The sequence below is a fragment of the Snodgrassella sp. W8158 genome (assembly GCF_016100435.1).
Classification (GTDB): domain Bacteria; phylum Pseudomonadota; class Gammaproteobacteria; order Burkholderiales; family Neisseriaceae; genus Snodgrassella; species Snodgrassella alvi.
Map to the genome: position 1 here is coordinate 305,578 of NZ_JACFSM010000002.1, position 15,690 is coordinate 321,267.

The 15,690-nt window shown below is 42.0% G+C and carries 12 protein-coding genes; 3 read left to right on the top strand and 9 right to left on the bottom strand.

What is annotated here, in order from left to right; translation table 11 throughout:
• Positions 1-66: 66 nt before the first annotated feature.
• From H3V11_RS05935 to H3V11_RS05965, 7 genes are all read right to left on the bottom strand, one after another.
• Positions 67-690 carry a riboflavin synthase subunit alpha gene (locus tag H3V11_RS05935; RefSeq protein WP_084585089.1) on the bottom strand — a complete coding sequence of 208 codons (624 nt, stop codon included), beginning with the start codon at positions 688-690 and terminating at the stop codon, positions 67-69.
• A gap of 20 nt (positions 691-710) precedes the next feature.
• A complete protein-coding gene (locus H3V11_RS05940) occupies positions 711-1,208 on the bottom strand; it encodes an acyl-CoA thioesterase (protein WP_025330379.1) in 498 nt (165 codons plus the stop codon).
• Between the two features lie 81 nt (positions 1,209-1,289).
• Positions 1,290-2,366: a magnesium/cobalt transporter CorA gene (corA, locus tag H3V11_RS05945; RefSeq protein WP_084585088.1), complete on the bottom strand. Its 1,077-nt coding sequence runs from the start codon at positions 2,364-2,366 to the stop codon at positions 1,290-1,292.
• A 25-nt stretch (positions 2,367-2,391) separates the two neighbouring features.
• Positions 2,392-3,891 carry an exopolyphosphatase gene (gene ppx, locus H3V11_RS05950; RefSeq protein ID WP_084585087.1) on the bottom strand — a complete coding sequence of 500 codons (1,500 nt, stop codon included), beginning with the start codon at positions 3,889-3,891 and terminating at the stop codon, positions 2,392-2,394.
• A gap of 351 nt (positions 3,892-4,242) precedes the next feature.
• Positions 4,243-5,661 carry a type I glutamate--ammonia ligase gene (glnA, locus tag H3V11_RS05955; protein WP_025330382.1) on the bottom strand — a complete coding sequence of 473 codons (1,419 nt, stop codon included), beginning with the start codon at positions 5,659-5,661 and terminating at the stop codon, positions 4,243-4,245.
• 432 nt (positions 5,662-6,093) lie between these two features.
• Positions 6,094-7,224 carry a P1 family peptidase gene (locus H3V11_RS05960; RefSeq protein WP_084585086.1) on the bottom strand — a complete coding sequence of 377 codons (1,131 nt, stop codon included), beginning with the start codon at positions 7,222-7,224 and terminating at the stop codon, positions 6,094-6,096.
• A gap of 74 nt (positions 7,225-7,298) precedes the next feature.
• Positions 7,299-8,771, bottom strand: coding sequence for an MFS transporter (locus H3V11_RS05965; RefSeq protein WP_198211248.1), 1,473 nt, complete (start codon positions 8,769-8,771; stop codon positions 7,299-7,301).
• Between the two features lie 467 nt (positions 8,772-9,238).
• Between H3V11_RS05965 and aroE the strand changes: the two genes are divergently transcribed.
• Together aroE and mtgA are read left to right on the top strand one after the other, a co-directional pair.
• Positions 9,239-10,048, top strand: coding sequence for a shikimate dehydrogenase (gene aroE / locus H3V11_RS05970; RefSeq protein ID WP_084585084.1), 810 nt, complete (start codon positions 9,239-9,241; stop codon positions 10,046-10,048).
• Entirely contained in the window at positions 10,045-10,740 is a 696-nt protein-coding gene (gene mtgA / locus H3V11_RS05975; RefSeq protein ID WP_084547417.1) for a monofunctional biosynthetic peptidoglycan transglycosylase, read from the top strand. Before aroE ends, mtgA begins: the two co-directional genes overlap by 4 nt.
• Positions 10,741-10,774: 34 nt before the next feature.
• On the opposite strand, the gene H3V11_RS05980 is transcribed toward mtgA, so the two are convergent.
• Together H3V11_RS05980 and H3V11_RS05985 are read right to left on the bottom strand one after the other, a co-directional pair.
• Positions 10,775-11,041, bottom strand: coding sequence for a chaperone modulator CbpM (locus H3V11_RS05980; protein ID WP_078475325.1), 267 nt, complete (start codon positions 11,039-11,041; stop codon positions 10,775-10,777).
• A gap of 15 nt (positions 11,042-11,056) precedes the next feature.
• Positions 11,057-12,025 (bottom strand): DnaJ C-terminal domain-containing protein, encoded by a 969-nt coding sequence (locus tag H3V11_RS05985; RefSeq protein WP_198223860.1) that lies wholly within the window; start codon positions 12,023-12,025, stop codon positions 11,057-11,059.
• Positions 12,026-12,978: 953 nt separating this feature from the next.
• Between H3V11_RS05985 and aceE the strand changes: the two genes are divergently transcribed.
• Positions 12,979-15,687: a pyruvate dehydrogenase (acetyl-transferring), homodimeric type gene (gene aceE / locus H3V11_RS05990; protein ID WP_370385963.1), complete on the top strand. Its 2,709-nt coding sequence runs from the start codon at positions 12,979-12,981 to the stop codon at positions 15,685-15,687.
• Positions 15,688-15,690: the final 3 nt, after the last annotated feature.

Consider the following 15,690-nt stretch of genomic DNA (forward strand, 5'->3'; position numbering starts at 1 on the left):
TAGGATAAATAGTAATCAGTTTCTGTATATTTATATAACATATTTTGTATATAAGCAAATTTATAATTAATTTTTTACTTTATTTATATACTGTTGCATATATTTCTGCGCGGTATCAACAATTGCCTGTGTCTGAGCATCCACTTCGAGATTGATGCGATCATTTACCTGACAGCTTCCAAATAAAGTCCGGTTCATGGTTTCGGGAATCAGATGAACGTTAAATTCAGTAGTGGTTACCTCGCCGATGGTCAGGCTGCAACCGTTCAGCCCGATAAAACCTTTAGTAAGGATATAAGGGGCTGCACTTTCAGGGAGATTAAACCAGACAGTACGATTATCAGGGGTGTCTTCAATTTTACTAATGGTGGTCGTAGTAAAAATATGACCACTCATAATATGACCGCCAATTTCATCCCCATAGCGTGCAGCCCGCTCAATGTTTACCGCATCACCTACTTGTAGTTGTCCTAAATTGGTTTTGGCCAGACTTTCCGCCATGACATCAAAACATACTTCATCACCTTTAATGGCTGTAATGGTCAGGCAGCAGCCATTATTGGCAATAGAAGCACCGATAGTCAGGTTGTCACAGGCTCCCTCAGGGAGACGTACCTGTATTGTGCGCAATTGTTCATACTCTTGAATAGAGGTAACGGTACCTAAACCGCAGACAATTCCTGTAAACATTTATAATCCCTTTAAACAGATCAGGCAGATTGTGTATGTCTGGTTTTTGCAGCCTTTAACCGGGCTTCTTTGCGAATGGCTCCTTCCTGAAAACGGCGAGCCTCTTCTTCGCTGGCAATACATAGCGGCGGTACAACTGTAGGTTTGCCGTTTTTGTCTACAGCAACCATGCTGAAATAACAGCTATTAGTGTGACGTGCACTGCGATGCTGGATATCCTGTGCTTCCACGCGAATACCAACTTCCATAGAAGTTCGGCCGACATGGTTAACTGACGCATAAAAAGTAACGAGTTCGCCCACGTGAATTGGTTCTTTGAATATTACCTGATCAACTGATAATGTTACTACATATTCGCCAGAATAACGACTGGCACAGGCATAGGCTACCTGATCCAGTAGCTTGAGTAAATCTCCGCCATGTACATTTCCGTGAAAATTTGCTAATGCTGGAGTCATAAGTACAGACATGGAAAGCTGATGCTGCGCACCTTGCGGTGGTAAAGGTGTAGGTTTCATGGAATAGCCTCTGATGTGTATTTCTGTATTAATTATTGTCTTTCTATGAAGACTGATTGTTATTATAGAAGCTATTGATAGTTATAACCAGCGCCGTCTGTAGAAATAAATTAATAAGCTAATAATTATAGTCGCCATAAGACCGAGTACCACAAAATAACTATAATGCCAGTGTAATTCAGGCATGTTATCAAAATTCATCCCATAGATACCGGTAAGGACATTCAGTGGCATGACGATGATAGTGATAACGGTAAGCATGCGCATTTGTTCATTCAGATGGTTTGACTGATAGGATAAATGCACATCCATCATGCCCATTACAGTATCTCGTGCACTGTCAAGCGTTTCCATTAATTGCTGGGTATGGTCATACACGTCAAGTAAATAAACATGAGTGTTCTGACTGAACATGGAAAATTCTCCATGTACAATTCGGCCGACAATATCACGAATAGGGGAAAGGGTACGGCGCAGATTACTGGCATCACGTTTTAACTGGTGGATCAGAATCAGTAAGTTTTTATTACTGTTGCTAAACAGGCGTTTGTCAACACCTTCAACCCGATTGTCAAATTCATCTACAGTAACGAAATAATCATCAATGATACGATCCAGCAATGAATACGCCAGAAAATCAATTCCTTTGCGGTAGATATCGCTGTAATTATGCTGAATATATTTACGGATAATATGCAGTAATCCGAGCGGTTCAAACTGGAAAGTAATAATATAATTCTGACCAATGATAATATAAATCTGGTTATATTGCAGTTTTTGTTTTTTATAAACAAAAACTCGTGCGGCTAAAAACAGATAATGTCCGTAGTCTTCAATTTTCGGACGCTGCTTGCGACTAAGCATGTCTTCCATGGCCAGTTCATGGATATTAAAAGGCTGTAATAGCTGATGCAGCTGTTCGTTATCAGTAATACCAATCAGGTGAATCCATGTAAGACAGTCTGTATCAGGTGCCGGTATGTTTTTACTGCATATATCGTCGCCGGTGAAGCTATGATTGATTAGTTGCTTTTCTTTAATCCGGATAATAGTCATGGATTGTGCTGGCATGTTGCTGACATTGCTGCGATGTACCAGACTAGGCAGATTATGAGTCTGAGCCAGTTTGTTACTGGAAACATTCGGCGTTGTACTCATGGGACATCCTTGACTGATTTATGGTTTACATGGCTTTGATTTCTAACTGTAATCCAATTTTCTGCCATAAAACAGATTCCTGCAATAAGACACTATCAGTAAGCGGATTGTGTTTTAACCATTCTTTACCCAGGCTGATGGTCAGTTTCCTTAACTGTTGGTCATAGTGAATGTCACAATGATTCACCGGTATCTGAATGTCTTGCCGTGCCCGGCAGAACAGTGCAGCCAGCCGTAATGACAATATACCCAGCCAGAGCATTTCCTGCTGACTGAATTCGGCTATTTTGCGTAGGTCGCCACGCTGTCCTAATACCATTGTAGCCAGAATATGCTGTTCTTTACGTGAAAAACCGGGCATATCAGCCTGATCGAGAATATAGGCTGCATGCTTATGAAAACCAGTATGAGAAATATCCAGACCAATTTCATGTACCAGCCCAGCCCAATGTACATATTGCTGCCATTGTTCCGGATGATCAGGAGAAACAGAGGCGGACAGATGATTGAATATCATTTGAGCTAGCTCGGCTACGCGTTCTGCCTGGATGGTATCAACATGATAGCGCTGCTGAAAATCAGCTATAGTCTGGTTGCGCATATCATCACCAAGTTGTCGTCCGATCATGTCGTAAAACACACCATCCCGCAGTGCGGCATCGGTTACTGTCATTTCGCTGATATTCAGTTCGGCAAAGGCGGCGATCATTACAGCCAGTCCGCCGGCAAAAACCTCTGTCCGGTCTGATTTTAAGCCTTCCAGTTTGGCTTTTTTGGTACTTCCGGCTGCAATAATATGATTGGCAATTTTGTGCATTTGTGTTGCGGTAATTGCATCGATGGTTGTGTCACCGGCTGCAATCACATCGCGAATTGAGCGGGCAGAGCCGGAGGTACCAATAGCGTAATGCCAGCCAATATTTTTAAGTGCGACGGAAATACGCTGAATTTCTGCCCGTGCATTGTTGACTGCGGCCTGAAAATTTTTATGGTGTATTTTACCGCGCGGGAAGAACCGCATACTGTAGGAAACACAGCCAAGATTCAGGCTTTCAGTAATGGCAGGCTGTAAATCCTGTCCGATAACAAATTCAGTAGAGCCGCCACCAATATCTATTACCAGCATGTTTTCACCCTTAGGTGGTAAGGTATGAACCACACCGGTATATATTAGTCTGGCTTCTTCGCGTCCGGCAATAATATCAATCGGAAAACCCAGTCTGGCTTCGGCAAGCGGTATAAACTGGCTGATATTTTTGGCAACGCGAAAAGTATTGGTTGCAACAACTCTTACCTGATCAGGATTGAAACCACGCAGCCTTTCTCCAAATCTGGCCAGACAATCCAATGCGCGTTGCTGAGAATCCTGATCAAGATTTTTTTGTTCGTCCAGTCCTGCTGCCAGCCTTACCATTTCTTTGATGGAATCAATGACCTGTAAATGGCCGTTCTGATTGTGGCAAATCTGGAGACGAAAGCTGTTAGAGCCTAGGTCTACAGTAGCGAGCATGTCTTGCGTGGTCATAATAAATATTTTTTAGTTCAGATAGGCATAATGTTACCGTATCCCTACCACAACTGCCATGAAAGGCTGTTTTACCAAATTCTGCCGGCGAAAATGATACACAAGTAACAGTGAATTTTATTTTTGGGTAAAAATAAAAAGGGGAAATTTGCGATTGAATGTACTTAAGTATTTCGGCAGAGCTGAATACTTTACATTGCTATTATGCTGACAGATTGCAGCAGTGCATAGAGCTAGAATCAGCTGAAATCCGGATACAATTCAGACCGCTGTATCTGTGGAATAAATTTTGCCAGTATGGCGGATTTATTCATGGATAAGCGGTCTGAGAATCAGCTTGAGACTAATATCTTACAGACTGTAATACATTTCAAATTCAAGCGGATGTGGTGCCATACGGATGCGTTTTACATCATCGCTCTTGAATTCAATATAGCTGTCGATCCAGTCCTGACTGAATACGCCGCCACGGGTTAAAAATTCATGGTCTGCTTTCAGTGCTTCCAAAGCTTCTTCTAAAGAAGCACATACGGTTGGTACCAGGGCATCTTCTTCCGGTGGTAAATCGTACAGATTTTTATCTGAAGGATCACCCGGATGAATTTTATTCTGGATGCCGTCCAGTCCGGCCATTAACAAAGCGGTGAAAGCCAGATAAGGATTAGCGGTTGGATCCGGGAAGCGAGCTTCGATACGGCGGGCTTTTGCACTGGCAACATACGGAATGCGAATAGAAGCTGAACGGTTTTTGGCAGAGTAGGCCAGTTTAGTCGGGGCTTCAAAATGCGGTACCAGACGTTTGTAAGAGTTGGTTGACGGATTAGTCAGCGCATTCAGTGCTTTAGCATGTTTAATGATACCACCGATGTAGTACAAAGCCAGATCAGACAAGCCGGCATAGCCGTCACCAGAAAACAGATTTTGTCCGTCTTTCCAGATAGACTGATGTACATGCATACCGGAACCATTGTCACCCAGAATAGGTTTTGGCATGAAAGTAGCAGTTTTACCAAAGTTGTGCGCTACATTCTGGATGACATATTTCATATCTTGTGTCCAGTCAGCACGGCGTACCAGTGTATTGAAGCGGGTACCGATTTCCATCTGACCGGCTGTGGCAACTTCGTGGTGATGTACTTCTACCGGAATACCGATCGCTTCCAGTGTCTGGGTGCAGGCTGAGCGTAAATCCTGACCGGAATCAACAGGTGCTACAGGGAAATAGCCGCCTTTAACGCCCGGGCGGTGTCCGGTATTCTGACCGTCATATGATTTACCGCTAGACCATGCGGCTTCTTCAGAATGAATTTTGTAACGGGTACCGCTCATATCGGTTTGCCATTCTACGCCGTCAAACACGAAAAATTCCGGTTCCGGACCAAAAAATGCAGTATCACCGATACCGGTTGATTTCAGATAAGCTTCGGCACGTTTTGCGATGGAGCGCGGATCACGGTCGTAACCCTGACCATTAGCCGGATCGATAACATCACAGGTTAAAACTACTGTGGTGTCATCATAGAAAGGGTCAATAAATGCTGTCGATGCATCTGGTCTCAGAGTCATATCGGAAGCCTGAATTCCTTTCCAGCCGGCGATGGAAGAACCATCAAAAGCCTGACCGTTTTCAAACCATTCTTCAGGGTCTTCCAGCACAATTCTGGCTGGCACGGATACGTGCTGCTGTTTGCCTTTTGTATCGGTAAAGCGCAAATCAATGAATTTGGCATCATTTTCTTCAATCAGGCTAACTACTTTTTTTATTGACATATTTAAGGCTCCCATTAAGGTCTGGAGAGTAACAAACTCTCCGGCAAGTTAAGGTGATTCTGCCACATTCAATTTGTAAAAAAAACGCATTGATGTAAAAAAAACCGGTTTTTTATAACGGATTAAATTAATTTATTTAAAAACATGTTGTTATGTATATTTATTCTGGTTTATATCAGAATTTGTGAACTATCAGATTTAGATATTCACTACAGAAAAATTTAATAAATCAAATATTGTCAGGAAATAAGGAAGAGCCAGGTTGATGTACCAGGCAGAATATTAACGGTAAATAAAAGGCGTTATTTCAAATTTTCTTATGTTATTGATTCAGAATGCTGATATTTGAATCGAATCGTATTGATTTGTTTCAGCCCGTAAGTTATCTATTAACTCATAATTAACGGGCTGAAATTAATAAATATTAGTTATTTATTTGATTTTTCCGTATTTTTTCAAAATTGCTAACAGTTGATCCTGCGGTAGCGCCTGAACCAGATTGTGATCACGACCTTCCATGGTTTCAGCTGCACATAAAGCATTTAATACTGCTTCTTCAACTGCTTCTACTGTGGCAATATAAAGCGGATCAATAATTTCATCGCTCAGCATATCAATTTTGCTGATGCCCAGACTGTAAGCATTTTCATTAGCGGTAGAGAAAGCCAGAAAAATGTCGCCGGAACCGTTATCACCATAAGCGCCGAGTAAGCCGATGCCAATAGGGACACGTTTGGTGAGTTTACTCAGTTGCCAGGGAAGTAACGGGGCGTCGGTAGCCAGAATCACAATGATAGATCCTGTTCCCGGTTTGGGGGCAAAAGTATTAATTACAGGCATGGTTTCAGGGCCAAATTCATCTTTCAGCGGAATACCGCAAATTTGAAAAGTATCACGCATCCCATGGTTGGCCTGTACCAGTACACCCAGAGTAAATTCACCGGCTTCTGTGCTGACTATACGTGATGCAGTGCCGGTACCACCTTTGAAATCATGGCAGATCATGCCGGTGCCACCACCGACGTTACCTTCAGCAATGGCACCTGCGTGTGCATTATTTAAAGCCTCAAGTGCATGTTCAGGTCTGATATGAAAACCATTAATGTCGTTTAATAATCCGTCCCATGTTTCGCCCACTACCGGATAAAAATATCCTACGCCGTCTACAGGCTGACCATTGTTAACATATGGAAAATAAAAGTGATTATCTATCATCCATTTGCTGGTGGTATCGCGTACAATACCTACGCTGTTAGTATTGGTAATGAGTACCGGACCATGCATTAAACCTGAATCATCCAGCCAGTGAGTGCCGGTTAATTCTCCATTACCGTTTAAATCATGCCTGCCGACAAATACAGCACTGCGTTGTTTACCTCTGGGCAAAATAGCGGTTACACCAGTACGGGCAAAGGCTGAACCCGGACCTGTATAATCATCCGGTGTACCATAGATAACGGTACTGTAGCCAACTTCAATGCCGCATACATCGGTTATCGCATTGTTTTTGCCAGTGGTGCCGGTTAGAGGAATTCCTAATTCCCGTGCACGTTTTTTAGTCATAATATTTCTCCTTTTTTACATGTATCATATTGTTTATCTTGATTATATTGTAAATATCAGCTTTTGCAGTATTTTTACAATAGTTGTTTGAAATTACTGGTGGTGTACGGCTGCTGCTCTTTTTTTGCTTTAAGAGCGGTAAGTAATGCCTGGTAACGACTGCGGGTCAATGGATAACCAATGGCACACAGTGCAGCAATAATGCCGGCTAATGCATGAATCCATGTGTTTAATTCCAGAATAGCCTGTTGTGCCAGTGGTGGCTGAATAATGGTTTCCTGACCTGTAGATGATATATATCCATGTTTCCCCAGATAAAAACCAATAAACCAAATGGCCAGTGCACTACCGAATTTTTGTAAGAATGACATCAGGGCTGTAATTGCTCCTTCTCTTCGTTTGTTGTTAATAAAATCATCCAGCTCACTAATGTCGTACATCATGGAATAATATATAGTCCAAAAATAACTATTGCCAAGTTGCAGCAGAATTAAAAAAATTATCAGCATAGTTCTGTTAGGAAATCCGCAAAAAAAGAATACGCCTGTGCCTATTGAGCTGATGAGCATAGACATATAATAGGCATTTCTTTTATCAAATTTCTGCGCGGTATAATTTACAGCGGGAAGCCAGGCAAGAGCCAGTAAGCTGTAAATCAAAAAACAGATCGCAGCATTTTTTTCGCTGTATGCCATGTTGTTTAAAAATAAATAATATAAGGCTCCGGTACTGAGCGCGTAAGCAGCCGACCAGAAAAAAACTGATGCGCCGAGAAATTTACTTGATGAAAGACGCCAGATTTCAATCATGTTACTGATAACTTCGCGAATAAAAGCCAGAAGCCGGTATCTGCTATGTATTCGGCTTGTTTTATGCCGGACAGGCAGTTCATAACCACGTGTCAGAAACCAGCAGGTGAGTCCGCTCAGTAAAGTCAGAACAGCAAATATCACACTCACTCCGTGCCAGCCGCTGCTGACACTGAATCCATAATCTACCATCCATTTAACAATCAGCGGCGGAGCGCAAGAAGATACAAGAACGGCTGCATTAAGTGCATAACCCGCCCATACCCGAAGCGAAGTACGTTCATCAAAGTTATTGGTCATTTCTGCACCTAAAGTGTAGAAAGGTATGACGTAGATTTTGTAAGCAGACCAGAAGAGAATGGCAATTATGGTGAAATAAACCGTTTTCTGATTGGTGCTAAGAGATGAAATATCAGTATAGAGCAGTAACAATAGCAGGGTATATGGCAGAATAGCTGCCAGCATTAATGGTCTGCGCCTCCCCCAGTGTGAACAGATATTATCTGAAAACTGACCTACCAGCGGATCAGCCACAGCATCCCAGATAACAGCAATCAGAACAATGGTACCTGCCTGAGTAGCAGGAATGCTGGCAACGTTTGTCAGAAAAAAAAGATAAAAAACATAAAAAAGATTATAGGCGAGTGAATCAGCCATTTGTCCGATGGCATATCCCAGTTTAACGTGTAAGGGTAATTTATTGAATGTGTGAGGAATGACAGGCCGGCGAGTATGCATGATTCATCCTGATAAAAACTATATCAATTGGCATTGCAATATGCATTGCATAAAAATTAAAAATTTTTGCTTCAGATGCTGGCCTGATATCAGATTATTTTTTGAACGTGCTGATTGATTGAATGCCAGCTGATTGATAAGTAGTTTTGTGTTTACCTGGATGTAATCAGGTTTTATTACGGTTAATCGATAATCCGAAAATTAAAGAGTAAGCGCGAGTAAATCATACGGTAAATTGAAGTTAAATAAAAATAATTTTTACAATTGTTGCTAATTGGTCTGGTTTTCAGGCTAAAAAACTAATTTTATTCAGTCAGAAATTTATTTAGCGACCAGATATGCATGCGTATGAAAACCAGCGTCTGCTTATCATGAAAGAAAAATTAATGGTTTTATGATAGGGTTTTGCCTTTAACCGGTGTAGTCTGGATAATGGCAACAGTTATTTACATAGCAGAGGGGAGTCAATGAGTATATTTGCAGTATTGGGTAATCCTGTAGCGCATAGTCGTTCTCCGCAAATTCATCAGGCTTTTGCTGCTCAGCACGGTCAAAAGTTAATTTATGAGCGGCGTCTGATTGCTGTTGATGATTTTGCTGCACAAGCCAGAGAATTTTTTAAAGCTGGCGGAACTGGGGCCAATGTTACTGTGCCTTTTAAGCATGAGGCTTATATTCTGGCTAATGTGCTGACTGAACGGGCTAAAGCAGCAAAAGCTGTTAATACTTTATTCTGGCGCAACGGGCAGTTGCTGGGGGACAATACTGACGGTATCGGTCTGGTGCGGGCAATTGAAGAATTATTGTCTTTTTCTCTGAGTAATAAACATATATTACTGCTGGGAGCGGGTGGTGCAGCGTGTGGTGTCATTCAGCCACTTTTACAGCAACTGCCGGCTTCGCTGACTATTGCTAACCGTTCAGTTGAAAAAGCGCACCTGCTTGCTCAGGAGCATAATGTAAGCTGGTGTGCGGTAACGCAGATAAAACCGGAATATGATGTCATTATCAATGCTACCTCAGGTAGTTTACACGGGCAGAAATTACCTGTATCTGCGCCAGCACTGGCCAGAGCGCAACTGGTTTACGATATGATGTATTCGGCAAAGTTAACCCCTTTTTTGCTTCAGGCTCATGAAGCAGGGTGCCGGAATCTGGCTGATGGTCTTGGTATGCTGGTAGCGCAGGCAGCAGCCTCATATGCACTGTGGCATGGTTTTAATCCTGATATCCGGCCGGTAACCGAGCAGATACGTAAAGAAATGGAACAGTCATGAAAATCGTGCGTAATTTGTTAATTGTGCTCGTTACGCTGTTTTTGCTGTTTAATGTTTATATTTATGGCAGTCTGTTAATCTATCGGACAGTGGCGCCGCACCGTACCATGTTTATGTTGTTACGTATGCATGAGCTGGCTGAAACCCGTCCGGATACGCAGTTGAATTATCAGTGGGTAGCTTACAACCGTATTTCGCCAAATCTGAAAAAAGCGCTGATTGCCTCAGAAGATGCGCGTTTTGCCGAACATGATGGTTTTGACTGGAATGGTATCCGTACGGCAATTAAAAAAAATGAACGTCAGGGTAATATTAAGGCTGGCGGGTCAACCATCAGCCAGCAGCTGGCTAAAAATCTGTTTTTATCTGAAAGTCGCAGTTACTGGCGTAAAGCAGAAGAAGCAGTGATTACTTCGCTGCTTGAAGCTACAACCAATAAAGACCGGATTTTTGCTCTATATCTGAATGTTATTGAGTGGGGATATGGGGTATACGGTGCCGAAGCGGCCAGTGAAACGATTTATGGACGAACCGCCATGCAGTTGTCTCCGCAACAGGCAGCCAAACTCGCTGCGCGTGTACCCAGACCACTTTATTACATTGATCATCCGCGAGATAAAGAAATTCGCCGTAAAGCCAATGTAATTTTACGGCGAATGGGTTCTGCACAATTGCCGGATAATGACCAGTAACTGCAAAGAGTATTGGTTAATTACTCACTCCGGATTAACCGCGTCGGCGTAAATCTTCTACTTCATCCAGTAATTGCAGAATCAGTGCAGTGGCACTCGCACTGGCATCAAAATCACGATGAATACGCCATGCGCGGCGGGCAATAGCCATATGGTAGCCACTATAGCGCGCCAATTGCGGTTCTTGTTCAACAGGAATAACGCTTTCAGCAATCAGGCTTAATATCCAGTTACTCTGATTGTCACAGGCACGAACCAGATCATCAAAGCTTAATTCAATATCTTGTTGATTTTTATTCATTCTTCGCTCCTGTTATCAAACATGATTCTGTGGTTTAAAACCGGCGTAATGCGTGGCAAGTGCCTGCCATGCGGCACGGTCTGCTTCGTTACTGGCTTGTGGCAGCACAATATTTATCAGCAGATACAAATCACCGGCTGCTTTTGCCGGTATACCTTTACCTTTCAGGCGCATTTTCTGCCCGTTGTGGCTGTTGGCAGGAATATTGACACTCAGTTTGCCGGCCGGAGTAGTAATATCTGTTTTACCGCCTAATGCAGCAGTCCAGGGAGCGACGTTGATACGCTGGTAAACATCTTTACGGTTCTGGACATATAAATTATCCTGATTACGGAAACTGATTTTTAAATATAAATCTCCAGATGAACCACCGTTAAAACCAGGTAATCCCTGACCGCTAAGCCTGATTTGCTGACCTTCAGTAATCCCTGCCGGAATTTTTACATTAAGTGTTTTACGCTCATAAGCCATTTGCCCCTGAGCATTCAGTGTAGGCATATCCAGGGATAAATTACGCTGTGCTCCCTGATAGGCTGCGGCAATATCAATAACTAGCTCAGCATGCTGGTCTTCTCCGCCTACCGGGCCGCTTCGGCGTTGTTGAAAGCCTTGTCTTGCACTGCTGCCGAAAGCAGAGAACAAGTCGTCAAAACGAAAATCGCCATTGCCAAAGGCTCCGTTCTGGCCAAAGTGACTCGGGTCAAAATCATACTGCTGATAACTGTAATCACCCTGGCTGCCTCCAGCCTGCCGGCTGCTATGCCGGAACGGATTGTCCAGCATTTCATCATATTCAGCCCGTTTTTCCTTATCATGTAAGGTTTCATAAGCAATATTAATTTCACTAGTTTTAGCTACGGCATCAGGATCTTTACTTACATCTGGGTGATATTTGCGAACCAGTTTACGATAAGCTTTTTTGATATCGTCTTCGCTGGCCTTTCGATCAACACCCAAAATTTCATAATAATTGCGTTCAGCCATATTTTATCCTTTGCTGAAATTTCTATTCGTTTTCAAAATACTATTTAAATCAAAATAAGGTCAAATGATTAAGATTTAAAGTGCTTATTTTAGGTAGTAAAAACAATTAATAAAATGTATATTTGTGTTTTAATTATAGTTAAATAAAAATGAAATGATTAATTTTTGAAGTCTGAAAGAAATTAAAACTTGATTTAATAATGCGATAAAGAAAAATTGTAATAATCCAGCTAATATAATATTGATTAGACTAAATAAATTATAAATTGAGATTGAAAATAACAGAATGTGAAATAATTTTATGGGATCAGTTTATGATAATTATTTAACATTAAACTATAAATAAAATTCTAAATAATTAAAACTAAGATAAAAAATAAAGAAAATCTCATTTGTCTGAATAAAACTGATACTGATAACTTGATTTAGGTTTGGTTGTTTAAAGCAGCGAATAAACAAATATGATTACTCATTAATAGCGTTTGTATAAAATAAAATTTATTTGTTAATAAATGCCAACTAATGTGCATAAATTCAAAAATAATTTCAATTCTGAATTTATTAATAAGAAATAGTTTTTGTTAATGATAATTACGTATTTAGTATTAATATAACTTATTATATTTACTTTTGTTTTATCTAATTACCTGTTTTTGGCATAGTAAAAATCATTTACCACATTCTGATAAAATTTCTGTGATAATTTGTTTACTTGTTTTAAATCAGAAAATTGGTGTAAAAATACATTGCTGTTTAGGTATTACGCTGGTACGATTTAAACGAAAATACAGTATGTTGCATCACAATAATATATGCTTTTATTCAACTAAGATTATGCAGATTTATTGTAAGTTATTTGAATTTATTTGTATTTCTTTTAATTAATTTGGTAAAGCATCTGGTTAATAAAGAAAATGATAAATGAAATAGCAACAACATAAAGTGTTTTGTTCATGACTCAATCCCAAATGAAAGAGGATATTGCTATGTCTGCTGACTTCCATGATCAAGATATCGATCCGATTGAAACCCAGGAATGGCTGGATTCACTCAGCTCGGTGCTGAAAGAAGAGGGACCTGAACGTGCGCATTATTTAATGGAAAGCCTGGTGCGCTATATCCGCCGCCGAGGCATTTATATGCCGTTCAGTGCCACAACAGCCTATCTGAATACTATTCCTGTTGGTAAAGAAAAAAAATCACCGGGTAATCATGAATTAGAGCACCGAATCCGATCACTGGTGCGCTGGAATGCAGCAGCATTGGTATTAAATGCCAGCAAAAAGAATCTTGAGCTGGGCGGGCATATTGCCAGCTTCCAGTCTTGTGCTACTTTATATGATGTTGGTTTCAATCACTTCTGGCATGGTAAAACAGATAATCAGGAAGGCGATCTGGTATTTTTCCAGGGTCATAGTGCACCTGGTTTCTATGCACGTGCATTTGTTGAAGGCCGCTTAACTGAAGAACAAATGAGTAATTTCCGTCAGGAAGTACATGGTAATGGTCTGTCTTCTTATCCTCATCCATGGCTGATGCCTGACTTCTGGCAGTTCCCGACAGTATCTATGGGTCTGGGACCAATCCAGGGTATTTATCAGGCTCGTTTGCTGAAATATCTGGAATCCCGTGGTCTGGCGAAAACTCAGGGCCGTAAAGTATGGGTATTCTGTGGTGACGGCGAAATGGATGAGCCGGAAAGTCAGGGCGCAATTGCACTGGCTGCCCGTGATGGATTAGATAACCTAATTTTTGTTGTTAACTGTAACTTGCAGCGTCTGGACGGACCGGTACGCGGTAACGGTAAAATTATTCAGGAACTGGAAGGCAACTTCCGCGGTGCCGGCTGGAATGTACTGAAAGTAATCTGGGGCAGTAAGTGGGATGCACTGCTGGCTCAGGATAAAGATAATCTGCTGAAAAAACGCATGGAAGAATGTGTTGACGGTGATTATCAGATGTATAAATCACAGAATGGCGCATATGTGCGCGAACACTTCTTCAATACGCCTGAACTGAAAGCCATGGTGGCTAATATGTCAGACGATGAAATCTGGTCACTGAACCGTGGTGGTCACGATCCGCATAAGGTGTATGCCGCTTACTATGAAGCAGTTAATAATCCGGATGGACGTCCGACTGTAATTCTGGCTAAAACCATTAAAGGTTATGGTATGGGTGCTTCTGGTGAGGCACAGAATACTGCTCACCAGGCTAAGAAAATGGATATGAAATCTTTGAAACAGTTCCGTGATCGTTTCCAGATTCCGGTAACTGATGAAGAGATGGAGCATACTCTGCCATTCTTCCGACTGCCTGAAGACAGCGAAGAAATGAAATACATGAAAGAGCGCCGTGCTCAGCTGGGTGGCTTCCTGCCTTACCGTCATCCTGATTCTGAGCAGCTACCAATTCCGCCATTAAGTGAATTTGAAGCTCAGTTGCAGGATAGCGGTGACCGTGAGTTCTCTACAACAATGGCCTTTGTACGTATTCTGAGTACACTGCTTAAAGATAAAAATATCGGCAAGCGGATTGTGCCGATTGTGCCGGATGAAAGCCGTACATTCGGTATGGAAGGTTTGTTCCGTCAGTATGCTATCTGGAATCCGAAAGGTCAGATTTACACCCCGCAGGATCACGACCAGCTGATGTTCTATAAAGAATCTAAAAATGGTCAGATTTTCCAGGAAGGTATTAATGAGCCGGGTGCAATGAGCTCATGGATTGCTGCTGCAACAAGCTATTCCAATAATGATTGCCCGCTAATCCCATTCTATATTTATTATTCAATGTTTGGTTTCCAGCGTATCGGCGATCTGGCCTGGGCTGCCGGTGATCAGCGTGCCCGCGGCTTTATGCTGGGTGGTACTTCCGGCCGTACAACTCTGAACGGTGAAGGCTTGCAGCATCAGGATGGTCATAGCCATATTCAGGCTGAGCTGATTCCGAACTGCATTTCCTATGATCCATCCTTCTCTTATGAAGTTGCTGTCATTATTCAGCATGGTATGCAGCGCATGTATGTAGACCGTGAAGATGTGTTCTATTACATCACTTTGATGAACCAGAACTATAAACATCCGGCTATGCCGCAGCGTGAAGGAATCGAACAGCAGATTCTGAAAGGTATGTATCTGTTGCAGGAAGGTGGCAGCGGTAAACTGAAAGTGCAGTTAATGGGTTCCGGTGTTATTTTGCAGGAAGTGATTGCTGCAGCAGAACTGCTGAAACAAGATTTCGATGTTGATGCCAATATCTGGAGTGTGACTTCATTTAACGAACTGTACCGCGATGGTATTGATATCGAACGCTACAACCGTCTGCATCCGACCGATACCCAGAAAGTACCTTATGTGACTCAATTACTGTCTGGTCATGAAGGTCCGATTGTGGCTTCAACCGATTATGTACGTCACTTTGCTGACCGTATTCGTGCTTATGTACCACAGGATGTGTTCACAGTTCTGGGTACAGATGGCTTTGGTCGCAGTGATTCCCGTGACAATTTACGTGAGTTCTTTGAAATCAACCGTTACCACGTGGCTGTAGCTGCTCTGAATGGTCTGGCTGATGAAGGCAAGATCAGTAAACAGGTGGTACAGGATGCCATCAATAAATATGGTATCAAGGCTGATGTAGAACCGAGCTGGGCACGTTAATAA

Bases quoted from the DNA above. Each gene is read 5' to 3' on its own strand.
- H3V11_RS05935 (WP_084585089.1), bottom strand. From the start codon at position 690: ATGTTTACAGGAATTGTCTGCGGTTTAGGTACCGTTACCTCTATTCAA.
- H3V11_RS05940 (WP_025330379.1), bottom strand. From the start codon at position 1,208: ATGAAACCTACACCTTTACCACCGCAAGGTGCGCAGCATCAGCTTTCC.
- corA (WP_084585088.1), bottom strand. From the start codon at position 2,366: ATGAGTACAACGCCGAATGTTTCCAGTAACAAACTGGCTCAGACTCAT.
- ppx (WP_084585087.1), bottom strand. From the start codon at position 3,891: ATGACCACGCAAGACATGCTCGCTACTGTAGACCTAGGCTCTAACAGC.
- glnA (WP_025330382.1), bottom strand. From the start codon at position 5,661: ATGTCAATAAAAAAAGTAGTTAGCCTGATTGAAGAAAATGATGCCAAA.
- H3V11_RS05960 (WP_084585086.1), bottom strand. From the start codon at position 7,224: ATGACTAAAAAACGTGCACGGGAATTAGGAATTCCTCTAACCGGCACC.
- H3V11_RS05965 (WP_198211248.1), bottom strand. From the start codon at position 8,771: ATGCATACTCGCCGGCCTGTCATTCCTCACACATTCAATAAATTACCC.
- aroE (WP_084585084.1), top strand. From the start codon at position 9,239: ATGAGTATATTTGCAGTATTGGGTAATCCTGTAGCGCATAGTCGTTCT.
- mtgA (WP_084547417.1), top strand. From the start codon at position 10,045: ATGAAAATCGTGCGTAATTTGTTAATTGTGCTCGTTACGCTGTTTTTG.
- H3V11_RS05980 (WP_078475325.1), bottom strand. From the start codon at position 11,041: ATGAATAAAAATCAACAAGATATTGAATTAAGCTTTGATGATCTGGTT.
- H3V11_RS05985 (WP_198223860.1), bottom strand. From the start codon at position 12,025: ATGGCTGAACGCAATTATTATGAAATTTTGGGTGTTGATCGAAAGGCC.
- aceE (WP_370385963.1), top strand. From the start codon at position 12,979: ATGACTCAATCCCAAATGAAAGAGGATATTGCTATGTCTGCTGACTTC.